Origin of the sequence: Pseudolabrys taiwanensis (assembly GCF_003367395.1) — a bacterium.
GTDB classification, from domain to species: Bacteria; Pseudomonadota; Alphaproteobacteria; order Rhizobiales; family Xanthobacteraceae; genus Pseudolabrys; species Pseudolabrys taiwanensis.
Map to the genome: position 1 here is coordinate 231,567 of NZ_CP031417.1, position 16,889 is coordinate 248,455.

General features: G+C 64.3%; 20 protein-coding genes. 7 read left to right on the forward strand and 13 right to left on the reverse strand.

The window, feature by feature from the left end; all coding sequences use genetic code 11:
- Positions 1-16 precede the first annotated feature (16 nt).
- The 3 genes from DW352_RS01090 to DW352_RS27470 all read right to left on the reverse strand — a co-directional run bounded on the left by DW352_RS01090 (position 17) and on the right by DW352_RS27470 (position 932).
- Positions 17-268, reverse strand: a complete 252-nt coding sequence (locus DW352_RS01090) for a ribbon-helix-helix domain-containing protein (protein WP_115687722.1) — start codon at positions 266-268, stop codon at positions 17-19.
- A gap of 97 nt (positions 269-365) precedes the next feature.
- Positions 366-641, reverse strand: a complete 276-nt coding sequence (locus tag DW352_RS01095; RefSeq protein WP_115687724.1) for a ribbon-helix-helix domain-containing protein — start codon at positions 639-641, stop codon at positions 366-368.
- Positions 642-800: 159 nt separating this feature from the next.
- Positions 801-932: a replication endonuclease gene (locus DW352_RS27470; protein WP_162826703.1), complete on the reverse strand. Its 132-nt coding sequence runs from the start codon at positions 930-932 to the stop codon at positions 801-803.
- Between the two features lie 88 nt (positions 933-1,020).
- On the opposite strand from DW352_RS27470, the gene DW352_RS27555 reads away from it, so the two are divergent.
- Positions 1,021-1,323, forward strand: coding sequence for a hypothetical protein (locus DW352_RS27555; protein WP_342634887.1), 303 nt, complete (start codon positions 1,021-1,023; stop codon positions 1,321-1,323).
- Here the strand turns inward: DW352_RS27555 and DW352_RS27035 are convergent.
- From DW352_RS27035 to DW352_RS01110, 4 genes are all read right to left on the reverse strand, one after another.
- Positions 1,320-1,481, reverse strand: coding sequence for a hypothetical protein (locus DW352_RS27035; RefSeq protein WP_170153511.1), 162 nt, complete (start codon positions 1,479-1,481; stop codon positions 1,320-1,322). The two genes, DW352_RS27555 and DW352_RS27035, sit on opposite strands and share 4 nt — an antisense overlap.
- Positions 1,482-1,663: 182 nt before the next feature.
- Entirely contained in the window at positions 1,664-1,885 is a 222-nt protein-coding gene (locus DW352_RS01105; RefSeq protein WP_115687726.1) for a hypothetical protein, read from the reverse strand.
- A 160-nt stretch (positions 1,886-2,045) separates the two neighbouring features.
- Positions 2,046-2,213, reverse strand: coding sequence for a hypothetical protein (locus DW352_RS26590; RefSeq protein WP_162826704.1), 168 nt, complete (start codon positions 2,211-2,213; stop codon positions 2,046-2,048).
- Positions 2,214-2,358: 145 nt separating this feature from the next.
- Positions 2,359-3,594, reverse strand: a complete 1,236-nt coding sequence (locus tag DW352_RS01110; protein ID WP_115687728.1) for an alpha-hydroxy acid oxidase — start codon at positions 3,592-3,594, stop codon at positions 2,359-2,361.
- Between the two features lie 236 nt (positions 3,595-3,830).
- Between DW352_RS01110 and DW352_RS01115 the strand changes: the two genes are divergently transcribed.
- From DW352_RS01115 to DW352_RS01140, 6 genes are all read left to right on the forward strand, one after another.
- The gene (locus DW352_RS01115; RefSeq protein ID WP_245434277.1) at positions 3,831-4,805 is read left to right on the forward strand and encodes a Bug family tripartite tricarboxylate transporter substrate binding protein; all 975 of its coding nucleotides are present in this window, start codon (positions 3,831-3,833) and stop codon (positions 4,803-4,805) included.
- A 53-nt stretch (positions 4,806-4,858) separates the two neighbouring features.
- Complete coding sequence (locus tag DW352_RS01120; RefSeq protein ID WP_115694181.1) at positions 4,859-6,286, forward strand: UbiD family decarboxylase; 1,428 nt, start codon at positions 4,859-4,861, stop codon at positions 6,284-6,286.
- 57 nt (positions 6,287-6,343) lie between these two features.
- Positions 6,344-8,026 carry a thiamine pyrophosphate-binding protein gene (locus DW352_RS01125; protein WP_245434278.1) on the forward strand — a complete coding sequence of 561 codons (1,683 nt, stop codon included), beginning with the start codon at positions 6,344-6,346 and terminating at the stop codon, positions 8,024-8,026.
- Between the two features lie 98 nt (positions 8,027-8,124).
- Entirely contained in the window at positions 8,125-9,045 is a 921-nt protein-coding gene (locus DW352_RS01130; protein WP_115687734.1) for a LysR family transcriptional regulator, read from the forward strand.
- Between the two features lie 97 nt (positions 9,046-9,142).
- Positions 9,143-10,636: an aldehyde dehydrogenase family protein gene (locus tag DW352_RS01135; protein WP_115687736.1), complete on the forward strand. Its 1,494-nt coding sequence runs from the start codon at positions 9,143-9,145 to the stop codon at positions 10,634-10,636.
- Positions 10,637-10,744: 108 nt separating this feature from the next.
- Entirely contained in the window at positions 10,745-11,725 is a 981-nt protein-coding gene (locus DW352_RS01140) for a Bug family tripartite tricarboxylate transporter substrate binding protein (protein WP_115687738.1), read from the forward strand.
- Positions 11,726-11,752: 27 nt separating this feature from the next.
- Here the strand turns inward: DW352_RS01140 and DW352_RS01145 are convergent, their stop codons facing one another.
- The 6 genes from DW352_RS01145 to DW352_RS01170 form a co-directional block, all read right to left on the reverse strand.
- A complete protein-coding gene (locus DW352_RS01145) occupies positions 11,753-12,460 on the reverse strand; it encodes an ABC transporter ATP-binding protein (RefSeq protein ID WP_115687740.1) in 708 nt (235 codons plus the stop codon).
- A gap of 1 nt (position 12,461) precedes the next feature.
- The gene (locus DW352_RS01150) at positions 12,462-13,202 is read right to left on the reverse strand and encodes an ABC transporter ATP-binding protein (protein ID WP_115687742.1); all 741 of its coding nucleotides are present in this window, start codon (positions 13,200-13,202) and stop codon (positions 12,462-12,464) included.
- Entirely contained in the window at positions 13,199-14,251 is a 1,053-nt protein-coding gene (locus DW352_RS01155; RefSeq protein WP_115687744.1) for a branched-chain amino acid ABC transporter permease, read from the reverse strand. The genes DW352_RS01150 and DW352_RS01155 overlap by 4 nt, the downstream gene beginning before the upstream one ends.
- Complete coding sequence (locus DW352_RS01160; protein WP_115687746.1) at positions 14,244-15,134, reverse strand: branched-chain amino acid ABC transporter permease; 891 nt, start codon at positions 15,132-15,134, stop codon at positions 14,244-14,246. The genes DW352_RS01155 and DW352_RS01160 overlap by 8 nt, the downstream gene beginning before the upstream one ends.
- Positions 15,135-15,198: 64 nt before the next feature.
- Positions 15,199-16,383 carry an ABC transporter substrate-binding protein gene (locus DW352_RS01165; protein ID WP_115687748.1) on the reverse strand — a complete coding sequence of 395 codons (1,185 nt, stop codon included), beginning with the start codon at positions 16,381-16,383 and terminating at the stop codon, positions 15,199-15,201.
- A gap of 26 nt (positions 16,384-16,409) precedes the next feature.
- Entirely contained in the window at positions 16,410-16,889 is a 480-nt protein-coding gene (locus DW352_RS01170) for a hotdog fold thioesterase (RefSeq protein WP_115687750.1), read from the reverse strand.

A 16,889-nucleotide genomic window follows, 5' to 3' on the forward strand; every position in this document is an offset into this window, starting at 1 on the left:
CCGTGCGGTGTGCCCGTCAGGCGCTGACCGCCACGCGCGGATGCGCGGCATCGGCCTGTGCCCGAACATGTTCGAGCACATAGACACGAATGGCGGAGGAGAGGTTGGGGGTGCGGCGGGCTTCATCGATCTCGCGCAGCAGCGCCGACACCGTCATGCGGCGTGAATCGGCGATGGCCCGCACTTCCCGCCAGAATGCCTCTTCGAGGCTGATACTGGTTTTGTGACCGCCGATGATCACCGATCGCTTGTGCACGACTGGTTGCATAGAAAGCCTTCGCATTGCTCCCAACCGGCCTGTCCCGGCCGGCGCAAAGATCAATGCACAGGCAGCGATCCTGGTTCCGTCCCGTTCTCTCGCATCCTCAGGCAGATAGGGCCGGCTGGCGCACCGGCTGCTCCACAGCCGCTGGCTGCTCGCTCTTGTTACGCGCGCGGAAGTGGTTGAACACGTAGACGCGGATCGCCGAGGACAGGTTGCCGGCCTTGCGCTCGTGATCGATCTGGCGGACCAGGCTCGACACGTTGGCGCGGTTGCGCTCGGCGATTTCGCGCAGACCGTCCCAGAATTCATTCTCGAGCGAGACGCTGGTCTTATGGCCGTCGAGCACGATCGATCTTTTGATAATCGCAGTCTTCATAGGTCACCCCTTGCGTCGACCCGTTGGATCAAACTCACGATCGACCGCAAGCTACAATTAACAAGACTGGAATGTGTAACATTGAGGAATGTCAAATGGCCGTCAAATAGAAGGACGGCGCCGTGCGTCGGCGCGCGAGCCGGCCGTGCCGGCATGCGCTCACGATTTGCTGTTGCCTGAACCGTTCTTGCCCGTGGCGTGACCGGGCGCTTCCACGATCTTGGTATCGCAGGTCAGGCACTCGAAGGTGTCGAAGCGCGCGGCATGGCCACTGGACTTGCTCGCCTGCATGGCGATTCCGCAAACCGGGCAATGACGTAGCGGGGGACGGGACGGCACGCTCATTATTCATGCATCGGCGAAATCGCGCGCTCGCCGTTTGATCCAGATCAATGTCCGACCGGATCAAGGCCGTGCCTCCTCCACAATCAGCAAACTGTTTGTGATTTACGTCAAAGCCGCTGTGCCGGCAGCGGCGGACACTGGCACCATGTGGCAAATTATATCGAGCGCCCCTTTCGATCGCGACCTGGAGTTGGCCGTCATCGACGAAGACGGTCCGCACGCGCTCGTGTTCCCCTGTCGGCGTATCCTGAACGGGTGGATGAATGCCGCGACCAAGGAGCGCCTCGACATCCACCCGACGCACTGGCGGCAATGGGCCGGTGACGGAGCCGGCTAACGCAGCTTGTGCTTGCGGTTCGGTGGCGGGGTATCGTTGAGCTTGGCCTCTTCCTCAGCCAGGAGGCGAAGAATCGTCTGCCGCCGGGTCTCGTCGGTTTCCCGCGCGAGCAGACGCCGGTAGTGCTCGATATTGAGCCTGGCGACGGTACGATCCACGCGGGCCTCGGGCTGAAAATAGGTCTCGGTTTAAATATATTAGCCGACATTGGAGCGGCCCGAAATAGGCCGTCCGTCAGAGTACGATCGTACGGTTTGAGCCGTGAAAAGGCATACAGAGAAGGCGGAGGCAGCCGGGCCCGCTGCCGCTCCGCCCGTCTGCGCGGGATCAACGGGAGCCGCTAGGCGGTCTCGGTGGTGCGGCGTTGCTCGATTCGCTCGGCGCAGCGCAGCTCCTCGATCCGGCCGGCCACCATCGTCCAGACGCGATGGCCGTCGCTGTCGCCCTTTCTCTCAAGCTCCGTGGCTGTCTCTTTGGCTTTGCTGAGCGCACCGTTCCGGTGCCGGGCTTCGAAATGGTGCGCGAATATCTCGACGGCTTCGGCTTCGGTCGGAACCCACATGGCCCATGCTCCCGCTGTGTCGCTTACATGACAAAGCGGGAACACGGAGATGGTTCTCGGGGTCGCGGCCATTTTTTGTTTCGATGAAGATGACGCCCAACGCAACCTTAGCCGGTGCCGGACCAACTCGCCGCGGAGAAGCGGGCGGCCTTTAATGGCTTCAGCGTTTCTGCAATTGTTTGTCGATGCGCGCGAGGAGTTCGCGCGACTCGACAATGGCCGCGATGGATGACCGCGTCATATCGTGCATGGATCGCTCGATTTCAGCGACGCGACGCCCTGTTTCGGCAATCTCGTGCAATATAGGCCGGACGTCGGGCCGGACCATCGGCGTGCTCGCTGTTACAGGCGGGAGCACTTGTCGTCTCCAGCCATCGGCGCCTGCCGGCACGGGGCCGCTTGCCGGTGATGGCTGATAGTAGGCTGAGAAAACGCTGAGTTCAATGAACGCGCCGCTGCGCGTTATCGTACCGCTATTTCGCGTGCGGCGTCATCATGAACGCACCCGGGTGTCGGCGGTCCGCGTGCCGCAGTTCGTCGAGGCTCGCGGCGCCGTGCTGCGCCAGTGCGGTTTGCAGTTCCTCGATGAGAAGGTCGGCGACATAGGCGCCACCGCTGTCGCCCAGCGCGCCGAGGCCATACAGGAACGCGCGCCCGCAGAGGACGGCATGGGCGCCAAGCGCCAATGCGCGCGCCGCATCGAGGCCGGACCGCACACCGCTGTCGAACAATATTGCCGCCTTTGCGCCCACGGCGTCGACGATCGCCGGCAACATATCGATGGCCGCCGGCGCGGCATCCGATTGACGGCCGCCGTGATTGGACACCAAGACGCCGTCGGCGCCCAGGCCGACGGCGCGCACGGCATCGTCCGGATGCATGATGCCTTTGACGACGAGGGCGCGCGGCCATTTCTGGCGCAGCCGCCGCAGGTCGTCCCAATCGAACGTGCCTTTGATCTCCCGTTGCACGAAGCCGGCCGCGGCGGCGAGGCTCGGCCGTTCACCGAGATAAGGCGTCATGTTCGGGAAGCCGGGCGTGCCGGCTTTCAGCAATTGCAAAGCCCACCACGGCGAGGAGACGACATCGGCAACGGTGCGCAGCTTCGGGCGGAACGGCACAACGAGACCGTTGCGCATGTCCTTCGGACGCTTTGCCCGCACCGGCGCATCCATGGTGACGACGAGCGCATGCGCGCCGGCCGCCGCCGCGCGGGCCGCGAGATCGAAGCTCACCGCATGATCGCGCGACGGCAAGCCGTAGAGCTGAAACCAGAAGCTTCCCGGGCATATCGAAGCCACCGTCTCCAATGACGCGGAGGCGAGCGTGCCGGTGATGTAGGGAATGCGTGCGGTGGCGGCGGCGCGCGCCAAGGCCACTGTCGCGCCAGGCCAGATCAATCCATCGGTGCCGACCGGCGCGATGCCAAGCGGCGCGGCATAGCGCGCCCCGAACAGCTCGACCTCGGTGGACACTTTGGCCACGGCGCCAAAGCGCGGCACGATCTGGATCGCATCGAGCGCGGTGCGGTTGCGTCCGACGCCCACATGATCGCCGGTACCGGCTTCGACGAAATCGAAAGCGAAGCGCGGCACGCGCCGTTTCGCCGCCCGCTCCAAATACTGAAGGGTCGGATAGCGTTGGCGGCGTCGTGCGGCCTTGCCGCGAGCGCTGCCGGCGCCCCATGCCTCAACCGCGGTTTTAGTCATCGAGAGCTTTGCCTTGCTGATTGTCCGGGCGCGTTCACCCGGCGAGGACGCGCAGCGCGTCGCGCAAGCTCTGTAACTACAGATAGATAGCGAGCGTCAACGATATCAGAATCGATGATAAGCGGATCATTTATAGATATTTGCCAAGCGCCTTCCCCTCCTGAATGAAGCAGGCGCGCCAAAACAAAAAGAAAGCCGTCTGACGGCCGAAGGAAACGCGATTCAGGAGGGAATGGATGTCTCTACGGAAGATTTTTGCGGCCTGCGCCATGATGTTCGTCTTCACGGCCGCCCAAGCGCAGCCAGAAGGTTATCCATCGCACACCATCAAGATGGTCGTGCCGTTTCCCGCCGGCGGCGCAACCGACATCATTGCCCGCCTCGTTGCCGACCGGCTCGGCGACGATCTGGGTACGCGCATCATCGTCGAGAATAAAGGCGGCGCGGGCGGCAATGTCGGCACGGCATCGGTCGCGACCGCCGAGCCGGACGGTCATACGATCCTGTTCAGCGCATCGGGGCCGCTCGCCGTCAACAAGATCCTCTATAAGAACCTGCCTTACGATCCCGAGAAGGATTTCGAGCCGCTGTCGCTGGTCGCCAAGCTGCCGAATGTCCTGGTGGTGAATCCGAAGGTCATTCCGGTCAAGACGGTGTCCGAGTTCATCGCCTACGTGAAGGCACGGCCGGGCCAGATCAATTACTCCTCCATCGGTGTCGGCAGCTCGCAGCATCTCGCCGGCGTTCTGTTCGAGCGCATCACGAAGACGAAGATGAATCATGTCCCGTATCGTGCCGCGACCAACATCGTGGTCGATATGATGTCGGGCCAGGTGCCGGCGAGTTTCCAACTGATTCCGAACGTCTGGTCGCGATTGGGCGCGGGCGATATCCGCGCGATCGCCGTGGCGAGCCGCGAGCGGAGCCTTGCGCTGCCGAATGTGCCGACGATGGCCGAGCAGGGTTTGCCGGAGTTCGAATCGTCGGCTTGGTTCGGCTTGCTGGTGCCCAAGGGCACGCCGAAGCCGATCGTCGACCGCCTGTCCGGCCTCATCAGCAAGATCATGGCGGACCCCACGATCCGCAAGCGCATGATCGAGATCGGCGCCGACCCGGCGCAATCGACGCCCGAGGAATTCCGCGCCCTGATCTCATCGGAAGTCGCCAAGTGGCGGACCGTGATCAAGGACGCCAACATCACCATCGAATGACAGTCGAGAGCGCGGTCGCAGCCCTGCTGCGGCCGCGACGGAAGAGAGTGCGCATGACGGCTAGAAACGCCAACGCCATAGAAGCGAGCAAAGAGCAAGAGCCAACGGCCGATCTGCGCCGCTGGCTCTGTCATCTGGCCGAGCAGGACAGGCTCGCCATCGCTCGCGAGGGGATTGCGCTCGCCGACGAGCTTTCCGCGGTCTCGAAGAAGATCGAGCGCGAACGGACGGTGCTGTTTCCGCGCCCGGACGGTCACGACATTCCGGTCGCGGCGAACCTGTTCACCTCGCGCGGTTCGGTCGCCGAATCCATCGGCGCGAGGGAGGATGAACTCCTGGCTCGTTTTCAGGACGCGGTGCGCAATCCTTTGCCGTGTCGCGAAGTCGCGACCGGACCGGCGCAGGACATCGTCCATACGGCGAATATCGATCTGCTCAAGCTGCTGCCGATCCCGAAGCACAATGAGCTGGACAGCGGCCCTTACATCACCGCGGCGCTGCTGATCGCGCGCAATCCGCGCACCGGCATCCAGAATGTCGCGATCCATCGCTGCCAGGTCAGCGGACCGGACCGCATCGGGGTGCTTCTGCTGCCGCGTCACACCTTGAACTACTTCCGCATGGCGGAAGAAGCGGGCGACGCGCTCGACATCGCGCTTGTCATCGGCATTCATCCGATCTGCCTGCTGGCGTCGCAGGCGATCGCGGCGCTCGATGAGGACGAGATGGAAATCGCGGGCGCGTTGCTCGGGCGGCCCATCGACGTCGTGAAGTGCAAGACCAACACGGTGCGCGTTCCGGCCGACGCGGAAATCGTCATCGAGGGACGTATCCTGCCGAAGGTGCGCGAACCGGAAGGCCCGTTCGGCGAGTTTCCGCAATATTACGGCCCCCGCGCCGATCGCGAAGTCATCCAGGTCGATGCGGTGACGCACCGCCGCCAGCCGATCTTCCACACCATCGTGGGCGGCGGCTTCGAGCATCTCATTCTGGGCGCCGTGCCGCGCGAGGCGACGCTGCTGCAACATCTCCAACGCAGTTTCCCGAGCGTCTTGGACGTGCGTCTGCCGCGCGGCGGCACGTGCCGTTATCATCTCGTGGTCAAGATCAAGAAGGTGAGCGACGGCGAGCCGAAGAACATCATCATGGGCGCGTTCGGCGGCCATTACGACATCAAGCGCGTCGTGGTCGTCGATGAGGATGTGAATATCGACGATCCCGATGAGGTCGATTGGGCGATCGCCACCCGCTTCCAGGCGGACAAGGATCTGATCGTGGTGTCCGGGGCGCAGGGCTCCAAACTCGATCCATCGTCGCGCAACGGTATCAGCGCCAAGATGGGGCTCGACGCGACGACGCCGGTCGACGCGCCCCCGCTCGATTTCAAACGCATCCGCGTGAAGGGCGAGGAAAATGTCGATCTCGCCAAGGCCCTGCAAGTGGATGGGGCCGGCGCCTTTCAGCGGCTCGGCATCGCGTGAGATCAACCTGCCTGTCAGCATCGGCGGTCAATTGAGATTATCTGCATGAAGCAAGCGATGCCTACGCGCAGCGGCGGCCAAATCCTGGTCGATGCGCTGAAGATCCACGGCGTCGAGACCGTCTTCGCCCTTCCGGGCGAGAGCTTTCTCGCCGCGATCGACGCGCTTTACGATGCGCGCAATGCGATCAAGGTGGTCGTGTCGCGCCAGGAGGTCGGCGCGGCGACGATGGCCGAGGCCTACGGCAAGCTGACAGGCCGGCCGGGCATCTGCTTCGTCACGCGCGGCCCCGGGGCGAGCCATGCCGCGATCGGCGTGCACACGGCATCGCAGGACTCGACGCCGATGATCCTGTTCGTCGGGCAGGTCGCCGGGCACATGCTCGGGCGCGAAGCCTGGCAGGAGGTCGATTATCAGCGCATGTTCGGCGGCATGGCCAAATGGGTGGTCGAGATCGACCGCCCGGAGCGCATTCCCGAGCTGGTAAGCCGTGCATTTCACGTCGCGGTGTCGGGGCGGCCCGGTCCCGTGATCGTTTCCCTGCCGGAAGACATGCTCGCGCGTGTTGCCTCTGTCGCGGACGCCGAGGCTTACAAGCGCGCCGCCGCGCATCCGGGCACCGATGATCTCGAGCGACTTGCGGCGATGATCGCCGAGGCCGAGCGGCCGGTGATGATGGTCGGCGGTGGCGGATGGAGCGCCGAGGCTTGCCGTGATCTGTGCGCCTTCGCGCAAGCGTTCGACCTGCCGGTTGTGTCCGGGTTTCGCCGTCAGGACATCATCGACAACCGGCATCCGAATTATGCCGGACATGCCGGGCTCGGATCGAGCGTAGCGCTGGTGAAGAGGCTTCGGGAGTCCGATCTGATCATCGCTGTCGGCCTGCGGCTCGGCGAGACCACGACAGGCGGCTACACCTTGTTCGATGTGCCGCGCCCCAGCCAGCGGTTTGTCCATGTTCACGCGGACGCCGGCGAACTCGGCCGCGTGTACCAGAGCGACCTGCCGATCAATGCCGGGATGCCGGAATTCGCGGCCGCGGCGGCACGCTTGCAGCCCCAGCGCAAGCCATCGGCCAAGGCCTGGCGCGAGGCCGCCCGCGCGGACTATCTTGCCGAGATCACGCCGGGCGCGATGCTGGGTTCGCTCGATTACGGTGCCGTCGTCGCGCATGTGCGCGCGGAGGTGCCGGATGCGATCATCACCAATGGCGCCGGCAACTACGCCATCTGGGTGCATCGCTTCTTTCAATATTCCGGCTTTCGCAGCCAGCTTGCGCCGACCTCGGGAGCGATGGGTTACGGCGTACCCGCCGCGATCGCGGCCAAGCTGCTTCATCCCGATCGCCCGGTGGTGTGTTTTGCCGGCGACGGCTGCTTCCTGATGACGGGACATGAGCTCGCGACGGCGACGCAATATGGCGCCGGCATCGTCGTTCTGGTCGTGAACAACGGCATGTACGGTTCGATCCGGGCGCATCAGGAGAAGGAATATCCCGGGCGCGTTTATGCGACCGATCTCTTCAATCCCGACTTCACCGCGCTGGCGAAGGCTTATGGCGGGCACGGCGAACTTGTCCTGCGCACCGAGGAATTCGCCGACGCTTTCGCGCGGGCGCGCGCGTTTGCCGACACACAGCGCCGGCCGGCGCTGATCGAATTGCGGATCGATCCGGAAGCGATCACGCCGAATGCCACGCTGACGCAATTGCGCGAGCGCGCGTTGGCCGCGAAGCGCTAACGCATGGCGATGGGCCGCGCCGGAGTACAACCAATTTGATGATAGGGATTTTGGTCTAAATCAGTTTCTGTGATAGCCAAGGGGCGGAGGATTTCCCCATGGACATTCGCCAACTCGGCTATTTCGTCAGCCTGTTCGAAGAGGGTTCGACCACGCGCGCCGCGCGGCGGATGAACGTCGTGCAGCCGGCGCTGTCGATGCAGATCGCCAAGCTCGAGGAAGAGCTGAAGCAGAAGCTGTTCGAGCGCACATCGCAGGGCATGATTCCGACCTCGGCCGGCGAAACCGCCTATCGGTTGTTTGCGCCGATCCTGCGTGACCTCTCGGAAGCCAAGCAGCAGGTGATCAACCGCTCCAGCACGGTGCGTGGGCGCATAGCCGTCGGCATGGTGGCGTCGGTCGCATCGAGCGTGCTGGCGCGCTCGCTATCGTCTTTTGCGACCCAGTACCCTGAAGTCGAAGTCTCCGCCTGCGACGGCTATTCGAGCGTCCTCATGGAGGGCGTGCGGGCCGGCTCGCTCGATTTCGCCATTCTCAATAAAGGTCGCCGGCGCTCGGAATTGCCGACGATCGACATGCTCGACGAGGAGATGGTTGTCGTCACGTCGGCGGCGAGCGCGCGCCAACTCGGATCGCCGCTGATGTTTCGCGACCTGGCAAACCTACCGCTCATTCTGCCGTCGAAACGCAACGGTCTTCGCTTGATCGTCGACAAGATCGCGGAGGATGAAGACGTCGAACTGTCGATACGGCTGGAGGTCGACTCGGTCGCCGCGATCGAAGAGCTCGTGCGGCGTTCAGATTGGGTGACCGTGCTTCCGGCGATTGCGGTCGGGCGCGGGCTGTCGGAAGGGACCTTGCGCGCGCACCGCATCGTCGCGCCGCGCGTGACGCGTCAGATCGTCTGCCTGCACAATCCACGTCGTCCGTTGTCGGCCGCGGCGCGTCTGTTCATCGAGGTGATGACGGCCGAGCTCGCGGCGGGCGCGGAAATTCTGCGCATGCCGGCTGGGGACTAGACGCTCGCCGTTCGTGATAGGCGATATCATCCATCATTATTTGCGTTGATATCCCGTGCCGCTTAGCTATCGCCAAAACAGCTAGGCGCGTCATCGCATGCACATTCGCGAAGCTCTCCATTGGATCGGCGGTCGCTGGGAAAAGGCCGCGCACGGCGGCACCGTCGAAAGCCTTGATCCATCGTCCGGCCGCATTGTCGGCCGCTTCGCCGATGGCGGCAAAGCGGAAGCCGAGGCGGCGATCAACGCCGCCAAGAAAGCTTTCGAGACTCCGTCGTGGTCGCAAAATCCGCGGCTGCGTCAGGACGTGATGCTGCGCTGGGCGACCAATCTCGAAGCCAATTTGGAATCGTTGGCGCAGCTTCTGACCTTGGAGAACGGCAAGGCGATCGCGCAATCGCGTGGCGAGATGGTCGGCGCCATCTCCGAGATCCGTTATTACGCCGGCCTTGCGCGCCACATTCCGGGTCATGTGCTCGAAGTCGAGCCCGGCGCGTTTTCGACCATGCTCCGCGAACCGGCGGGCGTTGCCGGCATCATCGTTCCCTGGAATGCGCCCGCCGTTTTGCTGGTGCGCTCGCTTGCGCCGGCCATGGCTGCGGGGTGTGCCAGTGTCGTCAAGCCGGCGCCGCAAACGACGCTGTTCACGGCGGCGTTCCTGGCAACGCTCGAGGGCACGGGCATGCCGTCCGGCGCGGTCAATATGATCGGTGAAAGCGGGCATGACGCGGCTCAAACCTTGGTGACGTCCGCCGATGTCGATGTCGTGAGTTTCACGGGGTCGACGCATGTCGGCAAGGCGATCATGGTGGCGGCAGCGCCGACCATGAAGAAGCTTTCGCTCGAGCTTGGCGGCAAGTCCTGCTGTCTCGTGTTCGAGGACGCCGACGTTGCGCGGATCGCGCCGGCGCTGGCGTCGGCCGCAACCATCATCTCGGGACAACAATGCACCGCCGCGCGCCGCATCCTCGTGCATGAGGCGCATTACGATGCGATGAAGGCGGCGTTGAAGGGCGCGCTCGAGGCGCTCGTCGTCGGCCCCGGCACCGATCCCGCGACCCATATCGGGCCGCTGATCGATTTTCGCGCGCGAGACGCGGTGCAAAGCCGCATAGAAGAAGCGTTCGATCTCGCCGACGAGGTGGTGTTGCACGGCAGCGCGCCGAATGGGCGTCTGGCGGAAGGAGCCTATCTGACGCCATCGATCGTGGCGCATGAGGACACGTCCGCATTCTTCTGCCAGGAAGAGATCTTCGGACCGCTCGTCGTCATCGAAAAGTTCTCGAGCGAAGCCGAGGCGGTGGCGAAGGCCAACCATAGCGTGTTCGGTCTGTCGGCCAGCGTCTGGACGCACGACGTCAACCGCGCCATGCGGGTTGCGCGCGCATTGCGTGACGGCACGGTGTGGATCAACGACCACAACAAGCTTTTTGCCGAAGCCGAGACCGGCGGCTATCGCCAGAGCGGAATAGGGCGGCTGCACGGCTTCGACGGATTGGCGGACTTCACGGAGTTGAAGCACATCCACTTGAACGCCGGCGTGCTCTCGCCGGCAATCGACGCTGCTGATACGGGCAATCGACTTGCCTGATAGCGCTATTGCGCGAACTTATTTCAAGTCCCCGAAGTCCTGCGCGATAATTTTCGGCAACAAAGCGGTCGAGATCGTGGGCGGCCGCTCAGAGGGGAAACGTGATCGATGCGATATTCTGCATATCCGAGGAAGTTGGCGCTGGCGGCGGCGTTCGCGCTGGCCTCCGTGACCGGTGCCGTGGCGCAGGGCTATCCCGACCATCCGGTGAGGCTGATCGTACCGTTCGGCGCGGGAAGCGCGAGCGACAGCATCGCACGGATCGTCGCGGACGGCCTCGGCGAGCGCCTCGGGCAACGCGTGTTCGTCGAGAACCATGCCGGTGCGGGCGGCAACAACGGCACGGGTTCGGCCGCAAAAACGGCGCCGGACGGCTACACGCTTGTTTTCGCGGCGCCGGGACCCTTCGTCATCAACAAGTCCCTGACGCCGCTGACTTACGATCCCGAGAAGGATTTCGAGCCGATCTCGCTGGTCGCCAAGCTGGTGAATGTGCTGGTGGTCAATCCGGAGAAGATCCCCGTCAATAACGTCAAGGAGTTCATCACCTACGTCCGTCAGCGGCCGGGTGAGATCAGCTACTCGTCGGTTGGCGTCGGTTCGTCGCAGCATCTCGCGGCGGCCTATTTCGATATCGTCGCGGGCACCAAGATGGTCCACGTACCCTATCGGTCGGGAAGCCAGGTCGCCGTCGATCTCGTGTCCGGCAGCGTGCCGGTGAGTTTCCAGCTCATTCCGAACGTGACGGCGCAGCTGAAGGCAGGCCAGGTGAAAGCGCTGGCCGTGACCACGAAGACGCGCAGCCAGGCGCTGCCCGATGTGCCGACCATGGCCGAACAGGGCATCACCGACTACGAATGCTACGCATGGTTCGGGATTGCGGCACCGGCAGGCACGCCGGCTCCGATCATCGAGCGCCTGAACCGCGATATCCGCGCGACGATGGCCGACGCGAAGACGCAGAAGCGGCTGCTCGACATCGGTGTCGAACCGAACAGCAGCACGCCGGCGGAGTTCAAGACCTTCATCTCCGACGAAATCGCCAAGTGGAGCGTCATCATCAAGAAGGCTGGCATCCAGGCGAACTAAAGCCGCACAAGCGACGACGGCGCTGGCTTAGACCGCCAGCGTCGCCAGCAGCTTCTGCCGGTCGGCGTCGTCTTCCGAATGGCCGCTCAGGATGATCTGCCCGCGCTCGATCACGAAGAACCGGTCGGTGACCGAAAGCGCCTCGTGGACGTTCTGCTCGACGAGCAGGACGAGCGCGCCGCGGTCGCGTAGTTCGCGCACGATCGCGAACACTTCGGCGACGATCATCGGTGCGAGCCCTTCGCTCGGCTCATCGACCAACGCCACGACCGGCTCGCCGACGAGAATGCGGGCCATCGCCAGCATCTGCTGCTCGCCGCCGGAGAGCGTGGTGCCGAGCTGGCGTCGCCGCTCGCCGAGCCGCGGGAAGCGCTCGTAGATGCCGTCGATGGCGGCGCGTTCCGTCTTGTGCGAGCGGCCGCGGACCTGCAGGAGACCGAGTTTGAGGTTCTCTTCCACGGTCAGGCCAGGGAAGATGCGGCGGTCTTCCGGCACGAGGCCGACGCCCGACAGACAAATGCGATCGGGCGAGAGGCCGCCCAGCGAGCGGCCCTTGAGCAGGATCTGTCCCTCGGATGGCTTCACCCAGCCGGCGATGGTCTTGAGCAACGTCGTCTTGCCGACGCCGTTGCGGCCGAAAATGCCGATAATCTCGCCGGCGCCCGCCGAGAAGCTAAGGCCCTGGATGATGTGGCTGGTGCCGTAGTGGCTGTGCAGGTTCTCGATTTGCAGCATGTCAGGCCTGTCCGAAATAAGCGGCTTGCACGGCTGGGTTGGCTCGAACGGCTTGCGGCGTGCCGTCGGCGAGATTGCGGCCCTGATGCATCACGATGACATGGTCCGACAGGTCCATCACCAAGGCGATGTCGTGCTCGATCAGCAGCACGGTCACGTCGTCGGTGAGCGAGCGCACCAGCGCCGCGGTATTCGCCGTGTCGCCGTGGCTCATGCCCTGGGTCGGCTCGTCGAGCAGCAGCAGCTTCGGCTCCGAGGCGAGGCAGACGGCGATCTCGAGCCGCCGCTGATCGCCATGCGACAGATGCCCCGCGAGTTCGTCCCGGCGATGGGTGAGTTCGAAACGCTCGAGCATCTCGTCGGTCTTTGCCCGTGCCCGCGTCGAGGCGCGCAGCGGCAGGAAGCGACGCGACGCCGGCTCGAGGATCTGCGCGGCGAGGCGGATGTTCTCGGCGACGGTCAGTTCGAAGAACAGGTTCGTGATCTGGAACGACCGCGACAGGCCGGCGGCCTGGCGGCGCTCGGGCGCCGCGTCGGTCATGTCGACGCCATCGACGATCACCTGGCCGGCCTGCGGCATCAGCGCGCCGCTGATGAGATTGAACAAGGTCGACTTGCCGGCGCCGTTCGGGCCGATGACCGTCGTGATGCGGTGCCTCTGCGCGGCGAAGGAGACATCGTCCACCGCCCGCAGCCCGCCGAAGGCAATGCTGAGATTCCTGACTTCCAGAACTGAGGTCATTGCCGGGCTCCTTCCGCGGTGGGCGACAGGCCGGGCTCGATGTCGGTCGGTGTTTTCGCGGCAAGGCCATTGCGGCGAAGCAGCATGCGTTCGATGAGCGGTCGCACCAGGCCGATGATGCCCTTGGGCATGAACATCACGCTGGCGATGAACAAGAGGCCGATGACGATGAGATGGTGCTCCGTCCAACTGCCGATGAAGGACTTCAATACGACCAGCAGAATGCTGCCGTAGACCGCGCCTATGAGCGTGCCGACACCGCCGAGAATGACGGAAATGACGGCGTTGCCCGATGTCATGAAGAACATCAGCTCCGGCGAAACGAAACCGCGCAGCATCGGATAGAGCGCGCCGGACAGCCCGGCGATGACGCCGGCCAGTATGTAACAGGCCATGCGCGCCTGCCGCACCGAATAGCCGAGGAACGGCACCCGCTTCTCGTTGGCCTTGATCGCCGTCAGAACGCGGCCGAACGGCGTGTCGAGCAAATAGGCCGTGATCCCGTAGAGGATCATGATCGTCGCCAGCACGATGACGAAGAAGCCGGCCGGGCTGCCGGCCGAGACCGAGAATGGGCCGAAGCCGATATCGATGACCGGCACGCCGATCATGCCGTCGGAGGCGCCGAGTTCACGCGTGTTGTAGACGATCTTGGCGACGACCTGCGCCATGCCGAAGGTGATGAGCGCGAAGTAGACGCCGCGCACGCGATTGGCGATCAAGCCGCCGATCACGGAGGCGACGAAGCTCGTCGCAAACGCGGCGCCCATTGCCAGCCAGAACGACGGCACTTTCATCAGCACCACCGTCGAGGTGTAGGCGCCGATACCGAAATACAGCGCCTGGCCGAGCGATAACGCACCCGAGAAGCCGAGCAGCAGATCGACCGACAGCGCGAGGCCGGCGAAGATCAGCGCCTCGGTACCGAGACGCAGATAGAATGTATCGCCGGCGGCGGCGCCTATGATGGCAAGCGCCAGCGCCACCAGCACCAGGGCAAGCGCGAGCACATGGCTGGCCCGCATCGAGAGGGTGAGGCGGTCAACCATGGCCGAGTTTTCCGAAGAGGCCCTGCGGCCTGAAGACGAGGAAGGCGACCATCGTTCCGAACACGATGGGGTCGGTCCACACCGGCGAAATGACGAGGCTGGCCAAAGCTTGCACCTGCGTCAGCAGGAGACCGGCGACGACCGCGCCCCAGATCGAGCCCATGCCGCCGACGATCACCACCGTGAAGGCGAGCAGGATGAAATCGCGTCCCATGGTCGGGAAGACGGAGTAGATCGGCGCCAGCAGAACGCCGGCGAGGCCGGCCAGCGCGACGCCGAAGCCGAACGTGCCGGAATAGACGAGCGAGACCGGCACGCCCAACGAGGCCGCCATGTTGCGATCGAATGCGGCGGCGCGCACCATCGCGCCGAGGCGCGTGCGATAGACGACGTAGGCCGTTCCCAGCACGACGAGCGTGCCGAAGACGATGAGGAACAAGCGGTAGTTCGGGATGAAGATGCCGAACAGTTCGGTCGCGCCGCTGATCGGCGTCGCCGGCCGTTGCGTGTTGGGGCCGAAAACGAGCTTGAGCACGTCCTCCGCCACGAGCGAGAACCCGAAGGTCACGAGCAGCGTGGTGACGTGCCGGTCCTTGCTGTCGAACACCGGCCGCACAAGGACGCGTTCGGTCAGCATGCCGAGCGGCAGCATCAGGATCGGCACGGCGGCCAATAGCAGCCAATAGTTGATGCCGAGCGCCGCCAACGCCAGCGCGATATAGGCGCCGATGGCATAGAACTCGCCGTGGCTCATATTGATGACGTCGAGCAGGCCGAAGATGATGGTGAGGCCGAGCGCCACCAGGATCACGGCGATGCCGAGCGCCAAGCCGTTCACCATCTGCGGTGCCAGCACGAATTGCAGATAATCGAGGGCCGCCATCACGTCGCCTCCGGCAGGACCAGGAAAGGACAGCCACCGCGCGTGACGCGGTGGCTGCGTTGGATCAGAAGCGCGTGCAGACGTCGGGACCGATCGCTTGTTCGGCCGGCACCTGATCGATGATGTCGAACTTGCCCTTGTTGACGCGCACGACGTACATCGTCTGCATCGCCTGATGGTCGCCGGCGCGGATCGTCTTGGTGCCCTGCGGCGTCTGCCAGCTCAGGCCGCTGAGCGCGGTCCGCACCTTGTCGGTGTCGGTGGAACCGGCCTTCTCGACGGCCGCCTTATAGGCATAGAGCAGGCCGTAGCTGTCGGTGCCGTAGAGGTCGGGATCGCCCTTGTAGGCATTGCGGAAGCTTTCCACGAACTTCTTGTTCTCGGGCGTATCGATCTGCGGCGAATAGCCGACGCCGGTGGCAAAGCCGTCGGCGGCGCTGCCGACAGCGCCGATGTTCTGCGAGGTGAGGGTGCCGGATGCGCCGACGATCAGGATGTTGTTGCGCAGGCCGAACTCCTGCAACTGCGTGAACAGCCGCACGGTGTCGTTGCCGGCGACGGACGTGTACATGACCTCCGGCCGGGCCGCGCGGATCTGGCCGAAATACTGCGAGTAGTCCTTGGAATCGAGCGGGGCGAACACCTCGCCGAGCGACTGCGCGCCGTTCTTCTCGGCGCTGGCCTTGAATGCCGCGACGGTGGAGCGGCCCATCTCATAATCCGGGCCGAGATAGAATACCTTGGCCTTCGGCTTCTGCTTGGCCAGCCAGGCCGACAGCGCGACCGACTGCTGTTCGGCGCGGGCGTTCACGCGGAACATGTTCGGCGAGCACTTGTCGCCGGTGATGGAGTCCGCGAACGAGACGGTCGTCGCGGCCAGCTTGCCGTTGCGCTCGGCCACCTGCGCGACGGCCAGCGTCGAGCCCGAATTCACGGTGCCGGTCAGGAAGTCGACCTTGCTGACTTGAAACAGCTTCTCGGCTTTCTGCACGGCGACGGAGGGGTTGGCCTCTTCGTCCTCGAAGATGAGTTCGAGCGGGCGGCCCGCGACGCCGCCGGCGGCGTTGATCTCCTTGGCGGCGAGCTCGAGGCCCCAGCGTACTTGCTGGCCGATCGGCGAATAGGTGCCCGACAGCGGCGTGACGACGCCGATCTTCACCGGCGATTGCGCGGATGCGGTCGTGCTCAACGCGGCAAGACCCAGGAGCAGGGCGCTGCAGCGCGCGACGTGTTTGCTATGCTTCCTCATGGACGTTCCTCTCTGTGTGTTGTTGGTTAGGCTGCTTTCAGGCCGGCAGTGCCGGATTTGGCTTTGATCGCGGTCGTCAATCTGGCGATGCAGACGAGCTTCTTGTCGTCCGTCTCGACACGCACTTCCCACACATGCGTCTGGCGACCGAGATGCAGCGGTGTCGCCACCGCGCGCACCGTCTCGCCCGCGCTCACCGGGCGGCAGTGATTGGCATTGATGTCGAGGCCCACGGCCGCATAGGCGTCGCGATCTACGGCCATCTGACTGGCAAGGCTTCCCACCGTCTCGGCGAGCGCAAGCGAGGCGCCGCCGTGCAGGAATCCCATGCGTTGCGCCGTGGACGACGTGACCCGGAGCTCCGCCACCAACTGGTTGTCGCCGATCTCGACGAAATGGATGCCGAGATGATCGACCAACGTGCCGCGCGTCAGCCGCGTCAATTCGTCGAGGGTCCAGGCGTTCTTCCAGATCGAGTCCGCAGTGCTGTTGGCAGCGCCCGTCAT